General features: G+C 36.6%; 21 protein-coding genes. 15 read left to right on the forward strand and 6 right to left on the reverse strand.

What is annotated here, in order from left to right; translation table 11 throughout:
- The first annotated feature begins 2 nt into the window (after positions 1 to 2).
- The 9 genes from A6M55_RS03735 (at position 3) to A6M55_RS03775 (ending at position 13509) form a co-directional block, all read left to right on the forward strand.
- Positions 3 to 2636, forward strand: coding sequence for a glycoside hydrolase family 3 C-terminal domain-containing protein (locus tag A6M55_RS03735; protein WP_064196533.1), 2634 nt, complete (start codon positions 3 to 5; stop codon positions 2634 to 2636).
- A 432-nt stretch (positions 2637 to 3068) separates the two neighbouring features.
- The gene (locus A6M55_RS03740) at positions 3069 to 3584 is read left to right on the forward strand and encodes a gluconate 2-dehydrogenase subunit 3 family protein (protein WP_064196534.1); all 516 of its coding nucleotides are present in this window, start codon (positions 3069 to 3071) and stop codon (positions 3582 to 3584) included.
- 64 nt (positions 3585 to 3648) lie between these two features.
- Positions 3649 to 5358, forward strand: coding sequence for a GMC oxidoreductase (locus A6M55_RS03745; protein ID WP_064196535.1), 1710 nt, complete (start codon positions 3649 to 3651; stop codon positions 5356 to 5358).
- 68 nt (positions 5359 to 5426) lie between these two features.
- A complete protein-coding gene (locus A6M55_RS03750) occupies positions 5427 to 6284 on the forward strand; it encodes a sugar phosphate isomerase/epimerase (RefSeq protein ID WP_064196536.1) in 858 nt (285 codons plus the stop codon).
- Positions 6285 to 6585: 301 nt separating this feature from the next.
- Positions 6586 to 9561, forward strand: coding sequence for a sialidase family protein (locus A6M55_RS03755; protein WP_064196537.1), 2976 nt, complete (start codon positions 6586 to 6588; stop codon positions 9559 to 9561).
- Positions 9562 to 9691: 130 nt separating this feature from the next.
- Positions 9692 to 10516: a hypothetical protein gene (locus tag A6M55_RS03760; RefSeq protein ID WP_064196554.1), complete on the forward strand. Its 825-nt coding sequence runs from the start codon at positions 9692 to 9694 to the stop codon at positions 10514 to 10516.
- Positions 10517 to 10613: 97 nt separating this feature from the next.
- Positions 10614 to 10934: a LuxR C-terminal-related transcriptional regulator gene (locus A6M55_RS03765; protein ID WP_064196538.1), complete on the forward strand. Its 321-nt coding sequence runs from the start codon at positions 10614 to 10616 to the stop codon at positions 10932 to 10934.
- Between the two features lie 72 nt (positions 10935 to 11006).
- Positions 11007 to 12545 (forward strand): glycoside hydrolase family 32 protein, encoded by a 1539-nt coding sequence (locus tag A6M55_RS03770; protein ID WP_064196539.1) that lies wholly within the window; start codon positions 11007 to 11009, stop codon positions 12543 to 12545.
- An 82-nt stretch (positions 12546 to 12627) separates the two neighbouring features.
- Positions 12628 to 13509 carry a carbohydrate kinase gene (locus tag A6M55_RS03775; protein ID WP_064196540.1) on the forward strand — a complete coding sequence of 294 codons (882 nt, stop codon included), beginning with the start codon at positions 12628 to 12630 and terminating at the stop codon, positions 13507 to 13509.
- Positions 13510 to 13569: 60 nt separating this feature from the next.
- On the opposite strand, the gene A6M55_RS03780 is transcribed toward A6M55_RS03775, so the two are convergent.
- Positions 13570 to 13920 (reverse strand): DoxX family protein, encoded by a 351-nt coding sequence (locus A6M55_RS03780; protein WP_197491655.1) that lies wholly within the window; start codon positions 13918 to 13920, stop codon positions 13570 to 13572.
- A gap of 96 nt (positions 13921 to 14016) precedes the next feature.
- Between A6M55_RS03780 and A6M55_RS03785 the strand changes: the two genes are divergently transcribed.
- The 4 genes from A6M55_RS03785 (at position 14017) to A6M55_RS03800 (ending at position 17912) form a co-directional block, all read left to right on the forward strand.
- Positions 14017 to 15249, forward strand: a complete 1233-nt coding sequence (locus A6M55_RS03785) for a serine hydrolase (protein ID WP_064196542.1) — start codon at positions 14017 to 14019, stop codon at positions 15247 to 15249.
- A 138-nt stretch (positions 15250 to 15387) separates the two neighbouring features.
- Positions 15388 to 16137 carry an NIPSNAP family protein gene (locus A6M55_RS03790; protein ID WP_064196543.1) on the forward strand — a complete coding sequence of 250 codons (750 nt, stop codon included), beginning with the start codon at positions 15388 to 15390 and terminating at the stop codon, positions 16135 to 16137.
- A gap of 4 nt (positions 16138 to 16141) precedes the next feature.
- On the forward strand, positions 16142 to 17134 hold the full coding sequence (locus A6M55_RS03795; RefSeq protein WP_064196544.1) for a polysaccharide deacetylase family protein: 993 nt from the start codon (positions 16142 to 16144) through the stop codon (positions 17132 to 17134).
- 10 nt (positions 17135 to 17144) lie between these two features.
- On the forward strand, positions 17145 to 17912 hold the full coding sequence (locus A6M55_RS03800; protein ID WP_064196545.1) for a TlpA disulfide reductase family protein: 768 nt from the start codon (positions 17145 to 17147) through the stop codon (positions 17910 to 17912).
- A 7-nt stretch (positions 17913 to 17919) separates the two neighbouring features.
- Here the strand turns inward: A6M55_RS03800 and A6M55_RS03805 are convergent, their stop codons facing one another.
- The gene (locus A6M55_RS03805; RefSeq protein ID WP_064196546.1) at positions 17920 to 19050 is read right to left on the reverse strand and encodes a hypothetical protein; all 1131 of its coding nucleotides are present in this window, start codon (positions 19048 to 19050) and stop codon (positions 17920 to 17922) included.
- A gap of 105 nt (positions 19051 to 19155) precedes the next feature.
- On the opposite strand from A6M55_RS03805, the gene A6M55_RS17280 reads away from it, so the two are divergent.
- Positions 19156 to 19398, forward strand: coding sequence for a hypothetical protein (locus A6M55_RS17280; protein WP_156510975.1), 243 nt, complete (start codon positions 19156 to 19158; stop codon positions 19396 to 19398).
- A gap of 27 nt (positions 19399 to 19425) precedes the next feature.
- Here A6M55_RS17280 and A6M55_RS03810 read toward each other — a convergent pair whose 3' ends face one another.
- Together A6M55_RS03810 and A6M55_RS03815 are read right to left on the reverse strand one after the other, a co-directional pair.
- Complete coding sequence (locus A6M55_RS03810) at positions 19426 to 19878, reverse strand: GNAT family N-acetyltransferase (RefSeq protein WP_064196547.1); 453 nt, start codon at positions 19876 to 19878, stop codon at positions 19426 to 19428.
- A gap of 103 nt (positions 19879 to 19981) precedes the next feature.
- Positions 19982 to 21016, reverse strand: a complete 1035-nt coding sequence (locus tag A6M55_RS03815; RefSeq protein ID WP_064196548.1) for an RluA family pseudouridine synthase — start codon at positions 21014 to 21016, stop codon at positions 19982 to 19984.
- 32 nt (positions 21017 to 21048) lie between these two features.
- Here A6M55_RS03815 and A6M55_RS03820 point away from each other — a divergent pair, with 32 nt between their 5' ends.
- Positions 21049 to 22005 carry a 1-aminocyclopropane-1-carboxylate deaminase/D-cysteine desulfhydrase gene (locus A6M55_RS03820; protein ID WP_064196549.1) on the forward strand — a complete coding sequence of 319 codons (957 nt, stop codon included), beginning with the start codon at positions 21049 to 21051 and terminating at the stop codon, positions 22003 to 22005.
- Here A6M55_RS03820 and A6M55_RS03825 read toward each other — a convergent pair.
- The gene (locus tag A6M55_RS03825; RefSeq protein ID WP_064196550.1) at positions 21985 to 22698 is read right to left on the reverse strand and encodes a hypothetical protein; all 714 of its coding nucleotides are present in this window, start codon (positions 22696 to 22698) and stop codon (positions 21985 to 21987) included. The two genes, A6M55_RS03820 and A6M55_RS03825, sit on opposite strands and share 21 nt — an antisense overlap.
- A gap of 311 nt (positions 22699 to 23009) precedes the next feature.
- Positions 23010 to 24469, reverse strand: a 1460-nt coding sequence (locus A6M55_RS03830; RefSeq protein ID WP_156510976.1) for a tail fiber domain-containing protein, incomplete at its 5' end; no start/stop codon positions are given.

Raw genomic sequence — 24469 nt, forward strand, 5'->3', positions numbered from 1 at the left:
AAATGAGCAATATCCTACATAAATTTAGATTATTTTGTCCGCTACTTGTAGTAAATTTTACCATTAGCCAAGCACAAGATTTTAAATCTTTGCCCATGTGGAATCATCAATTATCTACTGAAGTTCGTGTAAACGACTTAGTAAGTCGTCTTACTTTAGACGAAAAAGTGCATCAAATGCTCAATGCTGCTCCTGCAATTCCTCGTTTGGGTATTCCTGCTTATGATTGGTGGAATGAAGTTTTGCATGGTGTGGCCAGAAGCCCATTCAAGGCAACCGTATTCCCACAAGCCATCGGAATGGCTGCTACTTGGGACACTGTTTCGCTGCAACAAATGGCAAAATATGCTGCCTTAGAAGGGCGAGCGATTTTCAACAAAGCCAATGCTTTAGGCCGAAATAATGAAAGATTTGTAGGATTAACCTATTGGACACCGAATATCAATATTTTTCGTGATCCTCGTTGGGGGCGTGGACAAGAAACTTATGGCGAAGACCCTTACCTAACAGCCATGTTAGGCAAATCTTTTGTACATGGTTTACAAGGAAATGACCCAAAATACTTACAAGCTGCCGCTTGTGCCAAGCATTTTGCGGTACATAGTGGTCCTGAGCCTTCTCGGCATGTTGATGATTTTAGTCCAAACAAATATGACCTTTATAATACCTATTTGCCTGCTTTTAAAGAGCTTGTTACCAAAGCAAATGTAGAAGGTGTGATGTGTGCCTACAATCGTTTAGACGGAAAACCTTGTTGTGGGAATGATGTTTTGATGCAAAATATTCTAAGGAAAGAATGGGGATTTAAAGGCTATGTTACGAGTGATTGTTGGGGAATTGAAGATTTTTTCAAATTTCATAAAACCCACACCGATGCTACAACAGCATCTGTCGATGCTGTTTTGAATGGAACTGATATAGAATGTGGAACTGATGCCTATTATTCTTTGATTGATGGCGTAAAGAAAGGTTTGATTAGCGAAGCTCAAATTGATGTTTCGATAAAAAGGCTTTTTACAACTCGCTATAAATTAGGAATGTTTGACCCAGTTTCTATGGTAAAATATGCACAAACTCCCGAAAGTGTAATTGAATCTGCCGAACACAAAGCCCATGCTTTAAAAATGGCTCGCCAGTCGATTGTTTTATTGAAAAATGAAAACAATGTTTTGCCACTTAAAAAGAACATCAAAAAAATAGCTGTTTTAGGGCCAAATGCTGATAATAGAATTTCAATTTTAGGAAATTATAATGGCATTCCTTCAGAATTAACTACTGTTTTGCAGGGAATAAAAGACAAAGTAGGCAAAGATGTTGAGGTAGTTTATGAAAAAGCCTTGGGTTTTACAAATGATAGTTTGATAGCTTTAGAGAATGTTTCGCACCGTTTTTCTTGGGAAAACAAGCAAGGTTTTAAAGCAGAATATTTTAATAACAAAGAATTAAAAGGAGAGCCAGAAGCAACCAGAATGGAGTCAGTAGTTGATAATCTTTGGCAGGAAGGAACACAAGTTGTAGGTAAAATCAGAGCAAAAGACTTTTCGGCAAGATACACCTCAAATTATAAAGCAGAAAGTGATGGCTTTATCACATTTGAAATCGAAGCTGATGATGGGTATAAACTTTTCGTGAATGATAAAGAAGTTTTAAATATTTGGTTGAGAAATCGTTGGGGGCCAAGAACATACAAACTTTTCACTAAGAAAAACGAAGTTTATAAAATCGCTTTGGAATATTGGCAAGGAGATGGCAAAGCCAATGTAAGAATTAGTGCTGGTAATTTTGTTAAAAGTGATTTTATGGCAATTGCAAATCGAGTGAAAGATGCAGATGCGATTGTGTACGTTGGTGGTATATCGCCACAATTAGAAGGAGAAGAAATGCGTGTTGATTTTGAAGGATTTGCTGGCGGTGACCGCACAACAATTATGCTTCCGCAAGCACAAACCAATTTTATGAAGGCTCTAAAAACAACAGGAAAACCACTTGTTTTTGTGATGATGACAGGTTCGGCAATTGCGATTCCAGAAGAAAGCAAAGAAGTTCCAGCGATTTTGAATACTTGGTATGGCGGCCAAAGTGCAGGTACTGCCGTAGCTGATGTACTATTTGGAGATTACAATCCTGCGGGTCGCTTGCCATTGACTTTCTATAAAAGTGATGCTGATTTGCCCGATTTTAAGGACTATGATATGAGTAATCGTACTTATCGTTATTTCAAAGGCGAGCCACTTTTTCCATTTGGTCATGGGCTAAGTTATTCTACTTTCATGTATGAGAATTTAATTATTCCTTCAACTTCAAGAACAGGAAAATCTATTAAAGTGAGTGCAAAGATTACAAATACAGGTAAAATTGCTGGCGAAGAAGTGGTTCAATTATATGTTTCCTATTCAAATACTAATGGTAAAATGCCAATTCGTGCCTTAAAAGGTTTTCAACGGATTGCTTTAAATGCTGGAGAAAGTAAAATTATTTCCTTCAATCTCTCGCCTGAACAATTATCGCTTTACAACGAAAAAGGCGATTTATATCAGCCAAAAGGCAATATAAGTATAAGTTTAGGTGGCGGACAACCTTATGTAAAGAATAAAACAACGAGTAATGTTTTAATTAAATCACTAAAAGTATTGTAGTTTTATTCTACTATTCAACCTTTTCTATATGAAATCAAGAACTATATTTCATTTGATGGAAAAGTGTTGGTAATTAGCAATTATTTTGGCGAAAAACGCACCAAATTTTTCGCTCGACGGCAAGCAAATTTTGTACATTTCATTTCCTTCGGATATTAATCTTAACACCCCTTTTATAAAAAAGTGTTGTTAAGATTAATACCAGCAAGCGGCGGTGTCCCTCAGTATGTGTATGGTGGCTAAGGCACGATCAATACACCTTCGTGGTCGCCCGATGGAAAATATGTAGCTTTTGTGAGTAATACTAAATTTGATTAATTTAAGAAGCATATTAGGTCGCATAATAATATATTTTTGTCTCATACAAATGCTTTATTATCAGTCGATTATGTAGATTTGATTATTGTATCTAATTCAACCTAATTTAAACAAATGAAACGAAGAACTGCACTCAAAAATGTGCTGTTTTCTGCTGCTGGTATGCTTACACTACCTGCATGGGGAAATAGTTGGAACTCCGATTCTTTCAAACAAACTTCTTCAATTTTTACCGAAAATCAAGCTCAAATATTAGATATTTTGGTTGATGCCCTTATTCCAAGTTCCGAAATTATCGGAGCAAAAGATCTAGGAACATCGGCATTTATCAATAAAATGTTGGCTGATTGTTATGAAAAAAATGTTCAAGAAGGCTTTAAAAGTGGCTTAGAAGGTGCGGAAAAATTGGCGAAAGAAACTTTTACTAAATCACTCGCCGATTGTGATAAACTTCAACGTAATGAGCTTTTAATGAAGCTTTCTACTTCTGCCGATAAGCTGCAAAAAGACTTTTTTACGCTCTTAAAACAACTCACTGTACTGGCTTATACTACTTCAGAGTATGTCCTCACAAAACATTATAATTATGTAATGGCACCTGGTCATTATTATGGTTGTGTGAATGTTTGATATTTAACCTCAGAAGAAGCCTTTCATTAGAGGGAGGTCTTCCTTAAAATCCAAAATAAATCAGATGAGTTTTCTAACTATAGATTCAGTAAAAAACCGAACTTTCGATGCAATCGTCATCGGTTCGGGTATTAGTGGCGGTTGGTCTGCCAAAGAATTATGTGACAGAGGTTTAAAAACATTGGTCTTAGAGCGTGGGCGTGATGTTCAGCACATAACAGATTATCCAACAACTATGAAAAATCCTTGGGAATTTGAGCATCGTGGGCAAGTTCCTTTAGAGATTAGAAATCAATACCCCAAAGGTCGTTCGGGTTTTATGAGAGAAGAAACGTTGCATTGGGCATTGAAACCCGATGAACAACCTTTTGTTGAAGAAAAACCATTCCAGTGGACTCGTGGCTATCATGTCGGCGGAAAATCTTTGCTTTGGGCAAGACAAACCCAACGTTGGTCAGATTTAGATTTTGAAGGCCCAAAACGTGACGGTTTTGCAGTTGATTGGCCAATCAGATATGCTGATTTAGCACCATGGTATAGTCATGTAGAAAAGTTTGCTGGAATTTCGGGGAATAAAGATAATTTACCACAATTACCCGATGGTGAGTTTTTGCCAGCCTTTGAAATGAGTTGTGTTGAGCAGCATTTTAGAGATGTTGTAGGCAAAACCTATAAAGACCGACCAATTATTCATGGTCGTTGTGCTCACGTGACAGAGCCAAAACAAATACATTATGACCAAGGCCGTGCATCTTGCCAAAATCGTAATTTGTGCAATCGTGGCTGTCCTTATGGCGGATATTTTAGTAGTAATGCCTCAACTTTACCGTGGGCAATGAAAACGGGTAAAATGACTTTGCGTCCGCACTCGGTGGTGCATTCGGTCATTTATGATGAGAAAAAGCAAAAGGCAACTGGTGTAAGAGTGGTTGATGCTAATACAAAAGAGATGATTGAGTATTATGCAAAAATCATTTTTGTGAATGCCTCGGCATTAAATTCAAACCTAATTTTGCTTAATTCAACCTCAAATCGTTTTCCAAATGGTATTGGTAATGATAGTGGAACGCTCGGAAAATATGTGGCGTGTCATAATTACAGAGGTAAATTAAGTGCTGATGTCGAGGGCTTTTTGGATAAACGAACTGACGGAAAAAATCCGAGTAATGCTTATTTACCAAGATTTAGAAATCTTTACAAACAAGAAACTGATTTTTTGAGAGGATATTCGGTAGGTATAGGCAGTGGAAGAGGTTTAGTTCAAAATAGCAGTGGAGTTGGTGAAGAATTAAAACAAAATTTACTTAATCCGAAACTTGGCAATTGGAGTATTAGTAGTTGGATGCAGGGCGAAACTGTGCCAATTGAAAGCAATCATGTAAGACTTCATGAATCCTTGAAAGACCAATATGGTATTCCGCAGTTGGTTGCATCTGTTGCATGGACAGAAAATGATGATAAAATGGTGAACGATTATATTAAAGAAATGACAGAAATGTTTACCTTAGCGGGCTTTAAGAATGTCAGAGGTGGTGATTCTCATTCAAATCCAGGTTCTGATATTCATGAAATGGGCGGTGTAAGAATGGGACTTGACCCCAAAACTTCGATGCTCAACAAATGGAATCAATTACACGCTTGTAAAAATGTATTTGTTACCGATGGAGCTTGCATGACTTCAACAAGTACACAAAACCCATCATTGACTTATATGGCATTTGCCGCTCGTGCTGTTGATTATGCAGTAAAAGAATTAAAAAAACGTAATTTGTAGTAGTACAATCGCTTCGACGATCCGATTTCAAAACTGTGTTTTAAATTTCAACCCTTAAATTATCAAAAATGAAAAAACTAACATTTTTTATTGTACTTTTCATGCTCACTTTCTGTCAAGAAATTTTTGCTCAACCCAATAGCAAAAATCTTTATACTTACCCGTTTGGTGTGCAAGCATATACCTTTCGCAAGCATTTTCCAACTGATGTTATCGGAACTTTGGATAAAATTCAAAAAATGGGTATTACTGAAATCGAGACGAGTGGAGCAAAAGGTGTTACAGACGAAGAATATAAAAAATTGTGCGATGCTCGTGGCATTGCCATTCCTTCGATTGGTGCTGGTTATGACCAACTCGAAAAGCTTTCGATGGATATTGTGACAAAAGCCAAGATTTTCGGAGCAAAATATGTGATGTGTGCTTGGATTCCTCACAAAGGCGATAATTTTACACTCGAAGATGCTCAAAAAGCAGTTGAAGTATTCAATAAAGCTGGAAAGTTTTTGAAAGAGAATGGACTAACATTCTGTTATCACCCGCACGGTTATGAATTCCGACCATACGAAAAAGGAACTTTACTGGATTATATTTTCAAAAATACCAACCCAGAATATGTATCTTTTGAAATGGACGTTTTATGGGTACTTCATGGTGGTGGAAATCCAGTAGGATTATTAAAAAAATACGGTAATCGTTGGAAGTTAATGCACGTAAAAGACTTGAAAAAAGGCGTTGTAGGAGATTTTTCAGGCCATACTCCCGCCGAAAATGATGTAGTTTTAGGAACTGGTCAAGCAGATTGGAAAAATATTTTCAAACTCTCTAAAAAATTTGGTATCAAGCATTATTTTATCGAAGACGAAAGTGAACACGAACTCGAAAATGTACCTTTAAGTATTGAGTATTTGAAGAATTTGAAGTAAGAGTTGAAAAGCCAGACGAAAGTTTGGCTTTTTTTGTAGAACGATTTTATATTGTTCATCATAGGAAAGTAATCAAAATAAGAAAAATGGAATTACTTACTATTTGACATATCAGCGAATAAAGCGAAGGGTCGCACCCTCGCTGCCTAAGAGAACAAAGGATGCCAAAAAGTATATTTTGTTACATTAGCCATCCATTTCAATGGGTGCTTTAATCTCAATATGACTAATAGTATATAATTCCGAAGTTTTTCATAAATTGAACACGAAATCAAATCACTTCACCAAACCCGCAAAACACATGAAAATTAAAGTTTTTGGTGTAATTTTCTCACTAATAAGTATTTACAGCATTGCCCAAAGTTACAACCCCAAGCTATTTGATAGTATGAAATGGCGAATGATTGGACCTCATCGTGGCGGTCGAACGGTTGGAGCAGTGGGTGTACCTCAAAAACCCAATGTTTTTTATATCGGCGTAAACAATGGTGGTGTTTGGAAAACTACCGATTATGGGCGTACATGGATTCCAATTTTTGATGACCAACCAACGGGTTCAGTGGGCGATGTTGCAGTTGCTCCTTCAAATCCTAATGTCATTTATGTTGCTTCTGGTGAAGGAATCCAACGTCCCGATCTATCGGTTGGAAATGGCGTTTATAAATCAACCGACGAAGGTAAAACTTGGGTAAACACAGGCTTGAAAGATGGACAGCAAATCGGTGGTCTTGCAATTGACCCTACCAACGAAAATCGAGTTTTTGCCGCAGTTTTGGGGCATCCGTATGGGCCAAATACCGAAAGAGGAGTGTACCGTACAACCAATGGAGGAAAAACTTGGGAAAGAGTTTTATACAAGGATGAAAATACAGGAGCGATTCAAGTAACTATCGACCCTAAAAATCCAAACATTGTTTATGCCGACCTTTGGGCAGCTCGTCAAGGTCCGTGGGAAAATGGCGTTTGGCAAGGCCCCGAAAGTGGATTATATAAATCAACTGATGGTGGTTCGACTTGGAAAAAACTAACCAAAGGACTGCCTACTTTTGAGCAAGGTTTGGGTAGAATTGGCTTTTGCATAGCTCCAAGCGATACAAAACGTATGTATGCAACCGTTGACTCGCCTGAAGGTGGAGGTGTTTTCAAATCAACTGATGCTGGAGAATCTTGGACGCTCGTAAGTCAAGACCCAAGAATTTGGGGGCGTGGTAGCGATTTTGCTGAAGTAAAAGTACATCCAACCAATCCTGATATTGTTTTCAGTGCAGATGTTGACACTTGGAAGTCAGACGATGCAGGGAAAACTTGGACGGCTTTCCGTGGAGCTCCTGGTGGTGATGATTACCATCGACTTTGGATAAATCCGAATAACCCAGATATTATGCTTTTCGCTGCTGACCAAGGGGCAATCATCACTGTCAATGGTGGACAAACTTTTTCTTCTTGGTATAATCAACCAACGGCACAATTTTATCATGTAAGCACCGATAATGCTTTTCCTTATAATGTTTATGGTGGCCAGCAAGAAAGTGGTTCGGTAGGTATTGCTTCTCGTGGAAATGATGGCATTATTACTTTCAGAGACTGGCATCCAGTAGGAGTAGAGGAATATGGCTATGTTGCGGCTGACCCTCTCGACCCGAATATTATTTACGGTGGAAAGATTACAAAATATGACAAACGAACTGGTCAAACACAGAATATTGCTCCTGAAGCGGTTCGTTCAGGGAAGTACCGTTTCATTCGGACGGCTCCCGTTCTTTTTTCACCAGTCGATAAAAAATCTTTGTTTTTTGCAGGAAACGTATTGTTTAAAACAAAAACTGGTGGTGATTCTTGGGAAATTATCAGCCCTGATTTGACTCGTGAAAGTTACGATCAACTTCCTGCAAGTTTTAGTCTTTATACGACCGAAGCCATGAAAAAAATGCCTCGCCGTGGCGTGATCTACGCAGTTGCACCATCTCCAAAAGACATAAATTTGATTTGGGCAGGCACTGATGATGGCTTGATTCATGTAACAAAAGATGGGGGTAAAAATTGGTCAAATGTAACGCCATCCATACCACAAGGTGAGCAAAATGATTTTTGGATTTGGTCGAAAATTTCACAAATTGATGCTGGACATTTCGATAAAAATGTGGCCTATGTTGCAGTAAACAGAATAAGATTGGACGACCAGCGACCGCATATTTTCCGAACAAAAGATGGTGGCAAGACTTGGCAAGAAATCGTAAAAGGCCTACCGAATGAACCCATAAATGTAGTTAGAGAAGATCCAACTCGCAAAGGTTTATTGTTTGCTGGTTCAGAAAATGCTGTTTATGTTTCATTCGATGATGGTGAAAATTGGCAATCTTTAAGGCTCAATATGCCAGCAACCAGCATCAGAGATTTAGTAATAAAAGACGATGATATTGTGGTAGGTACGCACGGGCGTAGCTTTTGGATTTTAGATGATATTACACCGCTCCGACAAATCACTGAAGATGTTGCTAAAAGTGATGTTTTTTTGTACAAACCACAAATTACTTATCGAGTTCGTTGGAGTACCTACACTGATACACCAATTCCACAAGAAGAACCACAAGGGCAAAACCCACCTGATGGAGCAGTCATTAATTATTATTTGAAAGAAAAAGTGAATGGAGTAGTAAAATTGGAAATCTATGATGCCAATCGTAAACTTGTTCGAACTTTCACAACTAATGATAAACCTTATGAATTGCCCGATTTGAATATTCCACATTATTGGATTCGTCCGCAGCAATTACTTTCGGCAGAAGCTGGTTCGCACCGTTTTATGTGGGATTTGCATTATGCTCCGTTAAATTTGCCACCATCTTACCCAATTTCGGCGGTTTATCAGAATACCGCTCCTGATGCCACTTCTCCATGGGTTATGCCTGGTTATTACACAGTTTTATTGACTGTAAATGGAAAAGTACAAGAACAAAATTTCTTAGTAAAAATGGACCCACGAGTGAAAACTTCTGCAATGGATTTAAAAACTCAGCATGATTTATCATTGGCCTGTTATGAAGGACGAATAAAAATTCAAGGTGAATTGGCAAAAATGAAAGATTTACGCCAAAGAGTCCGAATGACTGAAGAAGGGTTGAAACAATTTGATGCCAAAGAAGCAGATTTGAAGAAGTTACAATCAGGTTTGGCTGCGGTGCATAATATTTTACAGGATGCTGATAGTAAGCCTACTATGCAGGCAGTTGCGAGTGCAAAAGAGTTATTAGCTAAATTAGATTTAGTGCTGAAATAGAATGGTTTTTATTTTAAACTGTTTATGAGAGTTACACCAAAAGTGTAACTTTTTTTTTATACGCAACCAAATTCAATTTTAGTTCGTACTGACTCTGTAATTGATTTATGAACCTTAAAAAATGTTATTTATGAAACAAGTTTCTAATCTCCTTCTTGTTGTAAGTTTTGTGTTTTTTATTGCTGTGGGATGCGACAAACAAGAATCTGAACCGACTTACGGTATTATGGCAAAAACCACAAATCTGGGTACTGTTTTGACAAACCAACAGGGGAAAACGCTCTACTTTTTCTCATCTGATGTTAGTGGGAATTCTGCATGTACAGGAAATTGTTTAACAAACTGGCCAGTTTTTAATGTTGATTTGACAAGTATTGACCCAACATTGACTGCAACTGATTTTGGTTCAATCACTCGTGCTGATGGAACAAAACAAACAACTTTCAAAGGATGGCCTCTCTATACTTATTCGGGTGATGCGGCTGCGGGTGATGTGAAAGGTGAGAACGTAGGAAGTAAATGGTTCGTAGCCAAAACTACGTATACTATTATGCTGGCGAATGCCCAATTAGTTGGACAGGACGGTAAACAATACACTTCTAAATACACAGAAGGGGCTGGCGACACCCAGTATTTTGTTGATGAAACAGGACGTACTTTGTATGCTTTTGCAAATGACAAAAAGAATAAAAACAATTTTACAAAATCAGATTTTAGTAATGATGGAACTTGGCCAATTTATGGTCCAGATTTGAAAGATCTTCCATCAGCTTTGGATAAAAGTTTATTTGGTACAATTACAGTATTTGGGAAAAATCAAATGACCTATAAAGGATGGCCACTGTATTATTATGGCTCTGATAATAAAGTTCGTGGAGCAAATAAAGGTGTAAGTTTTCCAAGACCAGGTGTTTGGCCAATAGTCAATAAAGATTCACCTGAAGCACCATTGTAATTCTCAATTTATAGCCTTGAAAAAAAGGTCGCCAATTGGGCGACCTTTTTACGTTTATCCTTAATCATTTATCAAATCCTAACTTTAATTTTCCTGCTTGTACGCTGGTTCGCTCAATCAGATTATTAAATTGATTGATAATAATATAGCTTCGGGGCATGATTGGCAGATTTTTGAGCAAAACTTTAATCGAGTACATGAAGAGTTTTTTAAAAAATTACTCGAAAAATTCCCTGATTTGACCCCAGGTGATTTGAAACTTTCAGCTTATTTACGAATGAATCTTTCCTCAAAGGAAATCGCTCAGTTATTAAATATTACTTACCGAAGTGTTGAACTCAAACGCTATCGCCTTCGTAAAAAGCTTCATCTCGAAACTGAAGAAAATTTGGTTGAATGGCTAATGAGTGAATTTTGATTAGATGAAGTTTAGGATATTTCTAATAAATTTTTGTTAATTGCAACAAATTTGAATACTTAAACTAAACCTATGAAAAACTCCATTTTGGCCTTGGCTCTGCTTTTTTGTTTGGCTTGTGAACAAAAGAAAGAAACCTCTAACAACTATTATCAAGAGCTTCATCGCCCTCAATTTCATTTTACACCCGAAAAAGGTTGGATGAACGACCCCAATGGTCTCGTTTATTATGATGGAGAATATCATTTATTTTACCAACATTATCCAGATAGTACCGTTTGGGGACCAATGCACTGGGGACACGCCATTAGTAAAGATCTGGTTTCGTGGGAACATCTGCCGATTGCCTTATATCCTGATTCACTTGGTTATATTTTTTCGGGAAGTATAGTGGTTGATGAAAATAATTCCACTGGTTTTCAGAATGGGAAAGAAAAACCGTTGGTTGCGATTTTTACCTATCACGATATGGTGAAGGAAAAAGCTGGTCGAAATGACCGTGAATCGCAAGGAATTGCGTACAGTTTGGATAAAGGCAGAACTTGGACAAAATATGAGAAAAATCCAGTTTTGCCAAGCAAAGGAGATGCTGATTTTCGTGACCCAAAAGTGTTTTGGCATGATGCTACCAAAAACTGGATAATGCCATTAGCTGTTGGAAAGAAATTGGAAATTTTTACTTCACCAAATTTAAAAAATTGGCAAAAAGCTAGTGAGTTTGGCATAAAAGAAAGTGTGAATGATGGCGTTTGGGAATGTCCAGATTTGATTTCATTTAAAACCGAAGATGGCTCGGAAAAATGGGTATTGATTCAAAACATTGGCCGTGGTGCGGTAAATGGTGGTTCGGGAACGCAATATTTTGTAGGTAATTTCGATGGAAAAACTTTCATCAACGACAATTCGCCCGAAACAAAACTTTGGTTAGACTATGGGGCGGATAATTATGCTGGAGTTTCATGGTTTAATGCACCAAATAATGAAAGAATTTACATAGGTTGGATGTCGAATTGGGATGATTATGCCACCAAAGTACCTACTTCAACTTGGCGTAGTGGCATGACTGTACCTCGAAAATTATCTCTTATTAAAACTTCCGAAGGATTCCGTTTGGCTCAAATGCCCGTTTCTCAACTTGAAACTTTACGTTTATCAAGTACAAATTTACCGAAGCAAACTATTTCAAATTCTACTTCAATCGAAAATAAATCAGTTCTGAATGAACTGGATTTAACATTTGATGTAGAAGCATCAACGGCTGTCGAATTAGGTTTTGTACTGTCAAATTCAAAAAATGAAAAACTAATTTTTGGCTATGATAAAGCTGCAAAACAAGTTTTTATCGACCGAACAAATGCAGGTAAATCAGACTTTTCGACAAAATTTGCCAAGAAGCATACTGCTCCATTCAATGATGTTAAAACATTAAAAATCAAGGCATTAATTGATAATGCTTCGATGGAAGTTTTCGTAAATGATGGTAAAGTTGCCTTAACAGATTTGTTTTTTCCGAATGAAGATTTTACAAAAATTGAACTTTATAGTAAAGGTGGAAAAGCCGAGTTGACCTCAGGAACATTATCTCCATTGAAATCAATTTGGAAGAAATAAAATAGGTTTCTTGTAAGAACGTCCAAATTGGACATTCACCACAAAAGAATAAAATCATTTTTATAATCAGTCATTAAGAATAATGTCAAAGAAAAATATAGTTTGTTTTGGAGAAGTTTTGTGGGATTTGCTTCCTACTGGAAAAATAGCTGGTGGAGCTCCAATGAATGTGGCAGTTCACGCCAATCAACTGGGTTTGGATGCCACAATGATTAGTGCCGTAGGAGATGATGAGTTGGGAGAAATAATTACTTCATTTCTATCAAGCAGAGGTTTATCTGTTTCAACTATTCAGAAAAATGAATATCAAACAGGTATTGTAGAAGTAACTTTAGATGATAAAGGTAGTCCATCTTATGAAATCATACAGCCTGTTGCTTGGGATTTTATTAGGTTGACAGAAAACGCAAAAAAAGCTGTTCAGGATGCCGATGCTTTGGTTTTCGGAAGTTTGGCTTTACGAAATGAAGTTTCAAAAAATACACTTTTAGCACTTCAATCAGTTGCTAAGTTGAAAATTTTGGATATAAATCTCAGAAAACCCTTTTATAATCCCGAATTGGCCGATGAACTTTTTAAAGTTGCAGATATTGTAAAAGTTAATGACGAAGAACTGGAAATGATGTGTGCATGGTATGGACAAACGGGCGATGAAACAGCTAATGCAAGATTTTTAAAAGAGCGTTACCAACTCAAAGGAATTATCGTTACAAGAGGTGGTAATGGAGCTTTTTTTATTGATGAAAACAATGAAATGGCTGAAAATCAAGGTTTTAAAGTTATAGTAAGCGACACCATTGGAAGCGGAGATTCGTTTTTAGCATCATTTATTACTAAATGGTTGAATGGAGAAACACCAGCCGAAGCTTTAAAATTTGCCTGTGCAGTAGGGGCTTTTGTGGCTACGCAGAAAGGAGCAACGCCTGTGATTTCGGAGGAAGATATTTTGAAAATAATGAATTAATTATGTACAACAATTTTCCAAATTGTTCTTGTAGTAACAATTTGGAAAATTGTTGTACTATCACTTAGTAAATACATACGCCCAAGCAATTAGGACTAATTGCAATGGAAGTCTAAACCATAGCAACCACTGTGGTATTTTTTTGAATTTACCCGAAGTTGCCATATATATATTGGCTGGAAAAACGGCAATAAGCAATAAAATAATTCCCCAAGCAGACAATGCTTGAGTTTGGCGAAAAAGTAAACCAATTCCCAAGATAATTTCTGCAATTCCACTGATAATAACCATTTCCTCGTGGTTTGGAATATACGGAGGCATGGCTTTCATAAAGAAGTTTTTCTTCGTAAAGTGCGAAATTCCAGCAAATACGAAGAATCCTGCCATGATATAAAGGGGTATTTTCTCCATAAGTCTCATCATTAAATTTATTCATCGCAAATTAAGCCAAAAATTGATTTTTATGGTTTATTTTACAGATAATCTTTATCCGAACTACCTATCTATATGAATAAAACTTCTGCTTTTCTTACAATAATTTTGGGATTTTTGTATTTAAACTCTGTTTTTGCTCAAAAACCAAAAACAGAACCCTATTTTCCTGCATTCAATAATTGGCAATCAAAGAATCCTGCTGAATTAGGTCTAAATGTAGAGAAGATTAAGGAAACAATAAAATTTGCTCAAGATAATGAAATTAAAAATCCAAGAAATATGGAAGTGTCTCATTATCAGTCATTTGGTAAAGAACCTTTTGGTTTTGCAATCGGTCCTTTTGCCGAACGTGGTGAACCAACTGGTTTAATCATTCATAAAGGATATATTGTTGCTCAGTGGGGCGAACCAAATCGCTGCGATATTACACACAGTGTCACCAAAAGTTTTTTGTCAAGTGTGGTTGGGCTTGCAGTTGACCGAGGACTTATCAGAAGCGTTTTTGATACTGTTGCATCTTATGTTCCACCAATCGAAATTTATGGGAATCCAGTTAATCGTGTGGCAGATGATTTTGGAAAACTCGAACTTCTTCAACTTTTCGATACACCACACAATAAAACCATTACATGGAATGCTCTTCTTCGTCAGACCAGCGATTGGGAGGGAACACTTTGGGGAAAACCCGATTGGGCAGACCGACCAGATAAAGATGCCTCAAAATGGCTTAATCGACCAAGAAATACACAAGGAAGTGTTTATGAATATAATGATGTAAGAGTAAATGTGCTTTCATTGGCGGCTTTGAGTGTTTGGCGTAAACCTTTGCCACAAGTTTTGAAAGAAAATCTGATGGATAAAATAGGAGCATCAAACACTTGGCGTTGGACTGGCTATAGAAACTCATGGATTGTGTTAGATGGGCAAGCTGTTCAGTCAGTAAGTGGAGGTGGACATTGGGGTGGAGGAATGTTTATCAATGCCTATGACATGGGGCGTTTTGGATTACTTTCACTAAATAAAGGTCGTTGGAAAGACCAACAGCTTTTATCAGAAAATTGGGTAAATCAAGCACTAACACCAACTCCTGCTCAGCCTACATATGGTTATATGAATTGGTTTTTGAATACTGATAAAAAACTTTTACCAAGTGCATCAGTAAAGTCATTTTATCATCTCGGCAATGGAACAAACATGATTTATGTTGACCCCGACCACGATTTGGTGATGGTCGTAAGATGGATTTCAACTGATGCTATGGATGGAGTTGTGAAAAAAGTTTTAGAAGCATTTCCTCAGAAGTAGATATAGAAAAGCGTGGATTATATGAAAATTACATTCAACAAATAATATATAATTAGTTTAAAGACTTTTATCACTTGTCTTTTGTCTAAAATCTTTCGTTTAGTTATTTAATAATTATCTATTCAAAATAAATCAAAAATGAAAAAAATCAACCTAATTGCAGTTTTATTATTTATTTCGATTGGTGCTTTTGCTCAAGCCAAAAAAGAGTTTTATGAACTCCGAACCTACGAATTAAAATTTGGTACACCACGCTCAAATATTGAGAATTACTTTAAAAATGCCCTTTTTCCTGCCTTAAACAAATATGGTGTGAAAAATATTGGAGCTTTTGGAGAATTGGGACTCTCAGACCCAGCTAAAATTTATATCTTAATTCCTTATGCTTCTATTGAAGAATTTGCTGCTGTAAATGCAAAAATCAAAACTGACGAAGATTTCTTGAAAGCAACCCAAGAATATAATGCTTTACCGCCTGAAAAAGCACCTTATGCTCGTTATACTTCTTCGCTCATGAATGCGTTTGACGGAATTCCACAGTTGGTAAAGCCAACTGCTGACCAAAAATTATTTGAATTGAGAATCTACCAAAGTTATTCAGAAGATGCGGCTCGTCGTAAACGTAAAATGTTTAATGATGAAGAATTAAAGATTTTTAGAGATACAAAACTTAATTCAGTATTTTTTGGAGAAGTAATTGCGGGCGAATATCAACCATGTTTGACCTATATGTTGGCATTCAAAAATATGGAAGAGCGTGATGCCAATTGGAAAGTTTTTGGCTCAAACCCTGACTGGAAAAGAATTTCAGGTGCTGCTGAATATGCTAATTCTGTTTCGCACATAATTAGAGTGTTTTTAGTGCCATTATCTTATACCCAACTCTAAAACTATGAAAAGAAGTGTTATATTAGTCATTTTGTTAGGGTTTTCCTTAGTTTTAAAGGCACAAAATGAAACTTATGCTGAGAAATTGGGATTCCCGAAAGGAGCAAAAGTAGTGATTATGCACGTCGATGATGTTGGGATGTCTTATGATTCCAATATCGGGGCAATTCGGTCTGTTGAAGAAGGAGTTGCTACTTCAATGAGCGTAATGATGCCTTGTTCGTGGGTTCCAGGTTTTGTGCATTATCTCAAAAATAATCCTCAAATTGATGCTGGTTTACACCTTACATTAACTTCAGAATGGAAAGATTATCGTTGGGGACCATTGGCTGGTAAACCAACCGTACCGAATTTGGTTGATGCTGAAGGAGCTATGTGGCGAAGTGTTGAAGAAACTGCTAAACACGCATCGGCTGATGAAATTGAAAAAGAAATCAGAAGTCAATTAGAAAGAGCAAGAGCAATGGGCTTTGAACCAACGCATATGGACTCGCATATGGGAACACTCTTTGCAAGACAAGACTATTTGGAACGATATTTTAAAGTTGGCATCGAAAATAAAATTCCTGTGATGTTTCCAGGCGGACATGATACAATGATTATGCGTGATGGTGCAGCAGGACTGACTTTGGAACAAGCTCAAAAAATCGGAAAAATGCTTTGGGATGCTGGTTTGCCAGTCTTAGATGATTTACACAATATCAGTTATGGCTGGACGATGGATAAAGTGAAAAATCCAGATGAAAAGGCTTTACAGAAATACAAAACTCAAAAATATATTGAGTCTTTCAAGGATTTGCAAGCAGGTGTAACGATGGTGATTATGCACTGTACTTCGCCAACGGAGGTTTTTGAGCATATTTCTGATTCAGGCAATACTCGTCGAGGTGACATGCTGGCTATGATTGACCCAGCCTTGAAAAAATATATCCAAGATAATGGAATCATTCTGACCACTTGGAGAGAATTGAAACAAAGACGAGAGAAGATTAAATAAAATTTCGATTATGAAAAAACTGGGCGTTTCACTAATCGTTATTGTAATGTTTGGTTGTGGAGAATCTTCAACCAAACATTTTCCTAATGTAGATGTCAGTATATTGACTCAAAGTTTTGAAAGTTGGTGGGCTTACTACCATAAAAATATTGATTTAAGCCTTGATTTTGATGCTTTGGATACTGAGGCAAAACAGATTTCTAAAAAGGTTTTTTTAGAAAAACTATCGAATGAAAACATCATCGCTATTAAATTAGTCAATGATGAATCCGAAAAACCGATGTATCAGCTGATTGCAATTTCTGACGAGTCTATCTTGCAGACGTCAAAGCAAGAAGCAAAACTTGAATTACAATATTATGAAAAAGAAGGAGCGAAATTTCCTGCTTTTGCTTATACAGATTTAAAAGGTGGCGAAATTACTTCAAAAAATACTGTTGGTAAACTTGTTGTTATAAAAGTATGGTTTATCAAATGTAAGGCCTGCGTAGAAGAATTTCCAGCATTGAATGCTCTTACACGGAAGTATTCAAACCGTGATAAGATTGTTTTTGTTAGTTTGGCTTACGATGAAAAAGAACAATTGAAAGATTTTTTAAGTAAAAAAGTGCTAAATTATCAAAATGCTCATGTTTCATCGGATTACATCACCGAGGAAATGAACGTTCAAATTTTTCCAACGCATTTTATAATTGATGAACATGGAAAAATTTTAAAGATTTTCAACGATGCAAAAAGGTTAGCCGCATATCTCGAATATTATCTACCAAATCAATAACGAGCATTTACATCCTTCCAAAAATATCATTCATATTAAAACCACTTCGTTTGTTGGCTTTTTGTTCTTGACGATATTCGTTGATGAGATATTTAACTTGGTCGCTATCCTTATAAAATGGAGCTTGTTTTTCTTCGTTTTTAATGATTTTCTTCAGATTTGAGATTTCTTTTTTAAACTTTGTTTCTAAACTTTGATAATCATCCGACCCGAAACGGTCATATAATGAAGGACCGAAAAATGAACTTTGCCCAAACGAAGTTGTCTCTGAAAGTTCTTCCTCCAGTTCGGCAACTTGTTGTTTCAATAGTTTTACATAGTATTTCAAACTTTCATCGTTGCTGTGTTCAAAATCAGTTCCTAAAAGTTCAAGCCTGAGGCGAAGTAAATCAAAAAGGTCATCTTTTTCGTAGGCTTCCGTAATTCGGTGCATCAAGAGCGTTTTACGTTCTTTTTCGAGTTCGTCTTTTTCTCGGTCAGGGTGAAATGCTTTCACCAATTCCATATAAATTTGGCGGCTTGTTTTATATAAATTCTTTTCTTCTTGGCGTTTTTTTTCTTCCTTTTCAATTTGCTTGGCTGTTTTTGTTCGATTGGCTTTTCTTGCTTCATATTCGGCTTCGTCGTTGGCCACTTGTTGGTCGAGGTATTCTTGAAATTTTTCAGGGTCACTTAAATCAACTTCTTCATCGAATTTCATACCGAAAATTGAAGAAAAAGACTCTTTTAAATTTTCCGATGCCATTTTATTAGCTTCTTCATTGGCTTCTTCAAAGCTTACACCGCCATTGTGCCGAGTGAAAATCTCCTCTAATTCTGGCGATTCAGTACGAGTGATAAATTCGCTGACACGCTCTAAAATCATTTCAGAAAGTGTTTCATTATCACGTTTCTTAAATATATCTTGTTGAAAAAGGGCATCCAAATAAATAATTTCTTTTACTTGAATAGACATTAGTTTTTTTTCTAGTGGAAGTATTTCTGAGGAAATTTTTGCCTGTATTTGGTCAATTTCAGTTTTTACAAAGGCTATTTTGTTTTTCAGTAAATCAATTTTCTGAATACTCGAATTAAATTGCTTTTGCAGTTTACTCAATGCTGCTGAGTTATGAGTCTTTATTTGAATAAGTTCAGCCATCAGAATGAGGTAAGATTTTTGATAGAATTAAGTTTCAAAGTGTTATTTTTGCGAAAAACGTTTATGCTGAATATTAAACATTACTTTTCAGCGTTATAAAATCGAATGAAACACTTGTTACTTATATTGATATTTTTGTTGGCACTCCAAAGCTGCTATGTTTATCGACCTTGCCCTGTAAAATCTTGCAAGGTTGAGATGGAACATAAACACGGTGGACGTACTTTCAATCCACGTAAGTTTTGGAAAGGGAAAATACATTATTTGGGCGAAAAGGCCATGAAAGACCGCAAGAAACAGCAAAAACTACAAAAAGAACGTCGCAGAATGGAACGCCAACGGAATTAATATAGAACAAGTTTTAAACTTGTTCTACTAAAAGTCCAAGTGACAGTTTATCCAACCTTCATCAAAGCGAGTTGGGAAATTTTTACGGTAAAAATTGATGGCTGGTTCGTTCCAATCAAGCACTTGCCACATCATTCCTGTGCATTCTGTGTTTTTTGCTTCTTCAATTACTTTATCGAAAAGAAGTTTTCCTAAGCCATAGCCACGCATCGACTCTGTAACCACAATATCTTCAAGATATAAACGCTTACCTTTCCAAGTTGAATAGCGGTAGTAGTAGATTGAAATACCTTGAACTTTGCCATCAACTTCAGCAACAAAGCAACCAAAAATCTTATTTTTGCCAAAACCATCTTTGAGCATCATTTCAACAGTATTGGTCACCTGTTGAGGCTCTTTTTCATAAACAGCGAGTTCATAAACCAGTTCATAAACTCGCTCAACATCGGTTTTTTTTATTTTTCTTATTTTGATTTTCATAGTTATAGTCTCCAGCTTTTAAAGTAGAGTAAAGAAATTAATTATTAACAGGTTTTCAAGACTCTAACGAACTTCTTGTTTCACGTTAGGATAGTGAGGGGCATTAATTGTTATTCACATAACTTTCCCATTTCTCTAAAACGTTTTTGAAATCATCGGGTAGCTCAGTATCAAACTGCATCCATTCTTTGGTTCGAGGATGAACAAATCCAAGTGTTTTTGCATGAAGAGCCTGCCGAGGCATTATTTCAAAGCAATTTTCAACAAATTTTTTGTAATTAGAAAATTGCTGTCCTCGTAAAATTTTATCACCACCGTATTCAGAATCACTGAAAAGTGTATGTCCTAAAAATTTCATGTGAACCCTAATTTGGTGCGTTCTACCAGTCTCTAAATTACATTGAATGAGTGAAACATACCGAAAATCTTTTAGAATTTTGTAATGTGTGATTGATTCTTTGCCGTGTGATGCATCTAAATAAACTTCACTCAGTTTACGGTTTTTCAAACTTCGGCCAATATGATTATGAACAGTTCCGGTTGGATCTTTCGGTACACCCCAAACGAGGGCATAATAAGTGCGTTCGATGGAGTGATCTGAAAATTGTTTGGCTAGAAAAGTCATCGAAAAATCGTTTTTGGCTATCACCAAAAGCCCTGAAGTGTCTTTATCAATTCGATGGACCAAACCTGGTCGAATCTCTCCATTTCTATGCGTTGGCAGGTTTTTTAGATAGTAAACTAAACCATTTACGAGTGTTCCTGACCAGTTACCAACGGCAGGATGCACCACCATACCTGCGGGCTTATTCACCACCATTAAGTCTTCGTCTTCATAAACAATATTGAGCGGAATATCTTCTTCGAGCAATTCATGGTCACGTGGAGGGCGTGGCAGCGAGAATGTAATGACATCGAAAGCTTTTACCTTATAACTTGCCTTAACCGTAATGCCATTGACTTTGATGGCTTCTGCATCAATAGAGTTTTGGATTTTATTTCGAGAAATATTTTTGGTAAAATGAGGCAAATATTTATCCAGACGCATCGAAACTTGACCTTTATCGACCACAATACGTTGATGCTCGAATAACTCGTCTTCTTCTTCGTTTTCTATATTTTCTTGTACTTCAATCATTATCCTTAAATTTACGGCAAATTTAAGATAAAATGGCTGATATTTCTGCAAACATCGTTTTCTCTGAGCAAATTAATCGAATTCTTACTTTGCCTTCACCTTTACAAAAATTAGACGACGCTCGTTTTACAAAACATGGAATTGATGTTTTTGTAAAACGAGATGATTTGATTCACCCCGAAATTTCAGGAAATAAATGGAGAAAACTAAAATATAATTTGTTAGATGCTCAAAATCAGGGAGTTAGACAAATTATTACATTTGGAGGGGCTTATTCTAATCATATTTATGCAACGGCTGCTTCAGGAAAATATTTTGGTTTTGAAACCATAGGTATTATCCGTGGCGATGAATTGAGTGAAAATTCATCAGAAACACTAAGATTTGCAGCGGAATGTGGCATGAAACTACATTTTGTTTCAAGAACAGCATATAGAACTTTGAGAGAAAATCCCGCATCTCATTCTCTCAATAATACATTTAGTCATTCAAAATTAATTCCAGAGGGAGGAACATCGCCACTGGCATTGGGTGGAGTAGGGGAAATGGTAGATGAAATTGTACAGCAGTTGGGGCAAGCACCTGACTATATTTTTTGTCCAGTAGGGACGGCAGGGACGATTTCAGGAATAATTGCTAAAACTACTCCAAAGACAAAAGTTATAGGCGTTTGTGTCTTGAAAAATGGACAATATTTACTGAATGAAATAGATCATTTGCTTGAAGTCTCGAACGTTAACAGGGTTCAAAACCCAGTCAACGTTAATCTTGAAATTTTATGGAATGAGCATCATGGCGGATACGCAAAAAAAACACCAGAATTGATTGATTTTGTTTCAAAATTTAATGATAAAAATGATTTTGAAATCGAGCCAATTTATTCGGGTAAAATGTTTTTTGCATTTTATAAATATTTTTTGACAATGATAAAACCTCAATCTAAAGTTGTATTGATTCATACGGGTGGTTTACAAGGATTTATTCACTAATGTCTTGAAAGTAAGTGTGTTACCATAAGTGGTTATGCCATTTGAAACCACAAATGCTCGAAAGTAGTAGCTTGTGTTTGGTATAAGATTGGTGGCATCTTCACTATAAATTGTTGGAAAAATACTTACATTTTTTTCTTTACTGGATTTAGAATCGTTCGTTGTAGGTAGATTATTGCTTGCCGACCAACAAATACCATATTCACTAACATCGAAAGTCCCTTTTGCTTCTACGATTCCTCTGAGTTTTGCAGTTGTGGTAAATATTAAAAGTATGGCATCGGTTTTTATAGTTGGCTGAATGATATCAGCAGTTTTGAAGCTTATCGTCGGGCCAAAGATTGTTCCCAATTTAGTAGTTGCATAACATCTGGCATAGTAATTTGTGCTTGCTTTCAAGCCTTGGATTGCTTCCGAAAAATTGAACGGTGCGACATTATTTGCCGAAATAGCTCCAAGTGATATTTTTAAGTCAGTTAAAGTGGGCATCGTATTTGTTTCGGAATACACAAAGCCATAGTCTGTTATAGACTGATTACCGACATCAGTAATTGCTCCCGAAAATCGTGTTGAGGAAATCGTTGTTTCTGAAATAGTGATAGTAGCTAAGGTTGGAGGTATGGGTTCTATCTCTTTGGGTTTACACGAATTTAGTGCAATAAAGACAAAAGTGAAACTCAATATTTTTTTCATGGGTATAGCGATATTTATACAACAAAGATGTGAGATTTAGTATAATGAAATCTTACAGGCTTAAACTTAACATTTACATTCTTCTGATTTTTTTGAAAAGTAAACGATTATGAATACAAAGTTGATAAGAAATTTATACTGAAAAAATGACTTTGAGCATGAATGTTGTTTTTTTGTAATTGCATTATGATAAGGGATTTATGGTAAGTAGCGGTACTCTTTTGGAGGTTTGTTTTCATGGACTTGTGATTATATTAGATTTTCAAAGTCATCATTCAGTCATTAGTAGTCAATCGGATAAATATATGTTTTTAGTGATTAAGTGCGGCTTCTATTCTTTCCAATCGGCCTTCAATTTTTTGATTCTTATTTTTCAGCTCATCATTCATCATTTTTAACTCTTTTATCGCTTCTACTAAAACAGGAGTTAATCGGCCATAATCAACTGATTTGTAGCCTTTTTCGTCAGTAAAAACCATTTCAGGAAAGACTTTTTCTATTTCTTGGGCAATGAAACCGAGTTGGTTTTTATCGTTAAAATTCCTTTCGGGAAATTCTTCTTTTTTCCAATCATAGCGAACTCCATTGATTTTCATAATGCTTGCAAGTGAATTTTCGATGGGCTTGATATTTGTTTTAAAACGAAAATCCGAACAAGCTAAAACTCCACAAGAAGCAGTAACCGTACCTGTGAATGTGGCATTTCCACTATTATTTACCCAAAAACGCCAGTTGTTTCCTATCCAAATACCTGCTTCAGTGTCGGTTTTCATACCATAAAAAGCACCGTCTGCTCCATTTGTACTATTAGTACTATTGCTCATCCAGACACCCGCAGTGCTTCCACTATGTCGGATTCTGGCTCTGCCATTCACATCAAGAATTTGGTCGGGTGAAGCTACTCCTATTCCTACTCTTCCTAACCCCGTAATTCTCATTAATTCGTTTGAAGCACTTGCCGAAGCCGCAGCATAAAATATATGATTTGAACTTGTACCATCAACTTGATACCTAAAAACTCCTGAATTTAAGCCAATTCCATAGAATTGATGGGCGTTGTTGGCAGCTTCATAAATAACTAATTTTCTGTTGTTGAGTGCGTTTGAGAATTGTAGAGGGGCGTTTGGTGTACTATTTCCTATCCCGACATTGCCCGTACCAGTTATTATCGCATTTCCAGATGTTGAAGTAAAATATCCAGCAGTTCCAGAATTGGAGCTAAACCAACCACCGATACCCCCTCCGTTGTGAGTGGCTTCTATACCGTAACCCAAAGAATTAGTTGCAAGATTATACGCTCTTATACCCCAGTTAGGTATTGTTGGTGTAACTTCTGTCGCTTCTCCATGAACTCCGACTCTACCAATTCCTTTAATTGCTGTTGAACCCGAAGCAGTATTAGTATTTGTAATCTGAAAAGTAGCAACAGGAAAAGTACCACCTCCCGAAGCTGCATAAGGAAAACTCAATAAATCGCTCCACTGTGCATCTCCATTTGAATTTATGGCTTTTAGTACCTTACCAGCTGAGATAGTGCCAACTCCGTTCCCACCAAATCGTAAGCCACCAAATGTTTGTAATGCTGTACCGTTGTTACAACTCAAAACCCCTGCCGTACCTGTCCCGAAATGCTCAGCCCACAGACCCACTCCAAACCCGTTTGTAGATTCATTTGATGCAAAAACACCAAAATTATTACTGGTGGGGCTACTATTTGTTGCTCTTCCGTAAATCCCTTTTAATCCAGCAGCTCCACCAGTTACAGTACCAG

Source organism: Emticicia sp. MM (assembly GCF_001649495.1).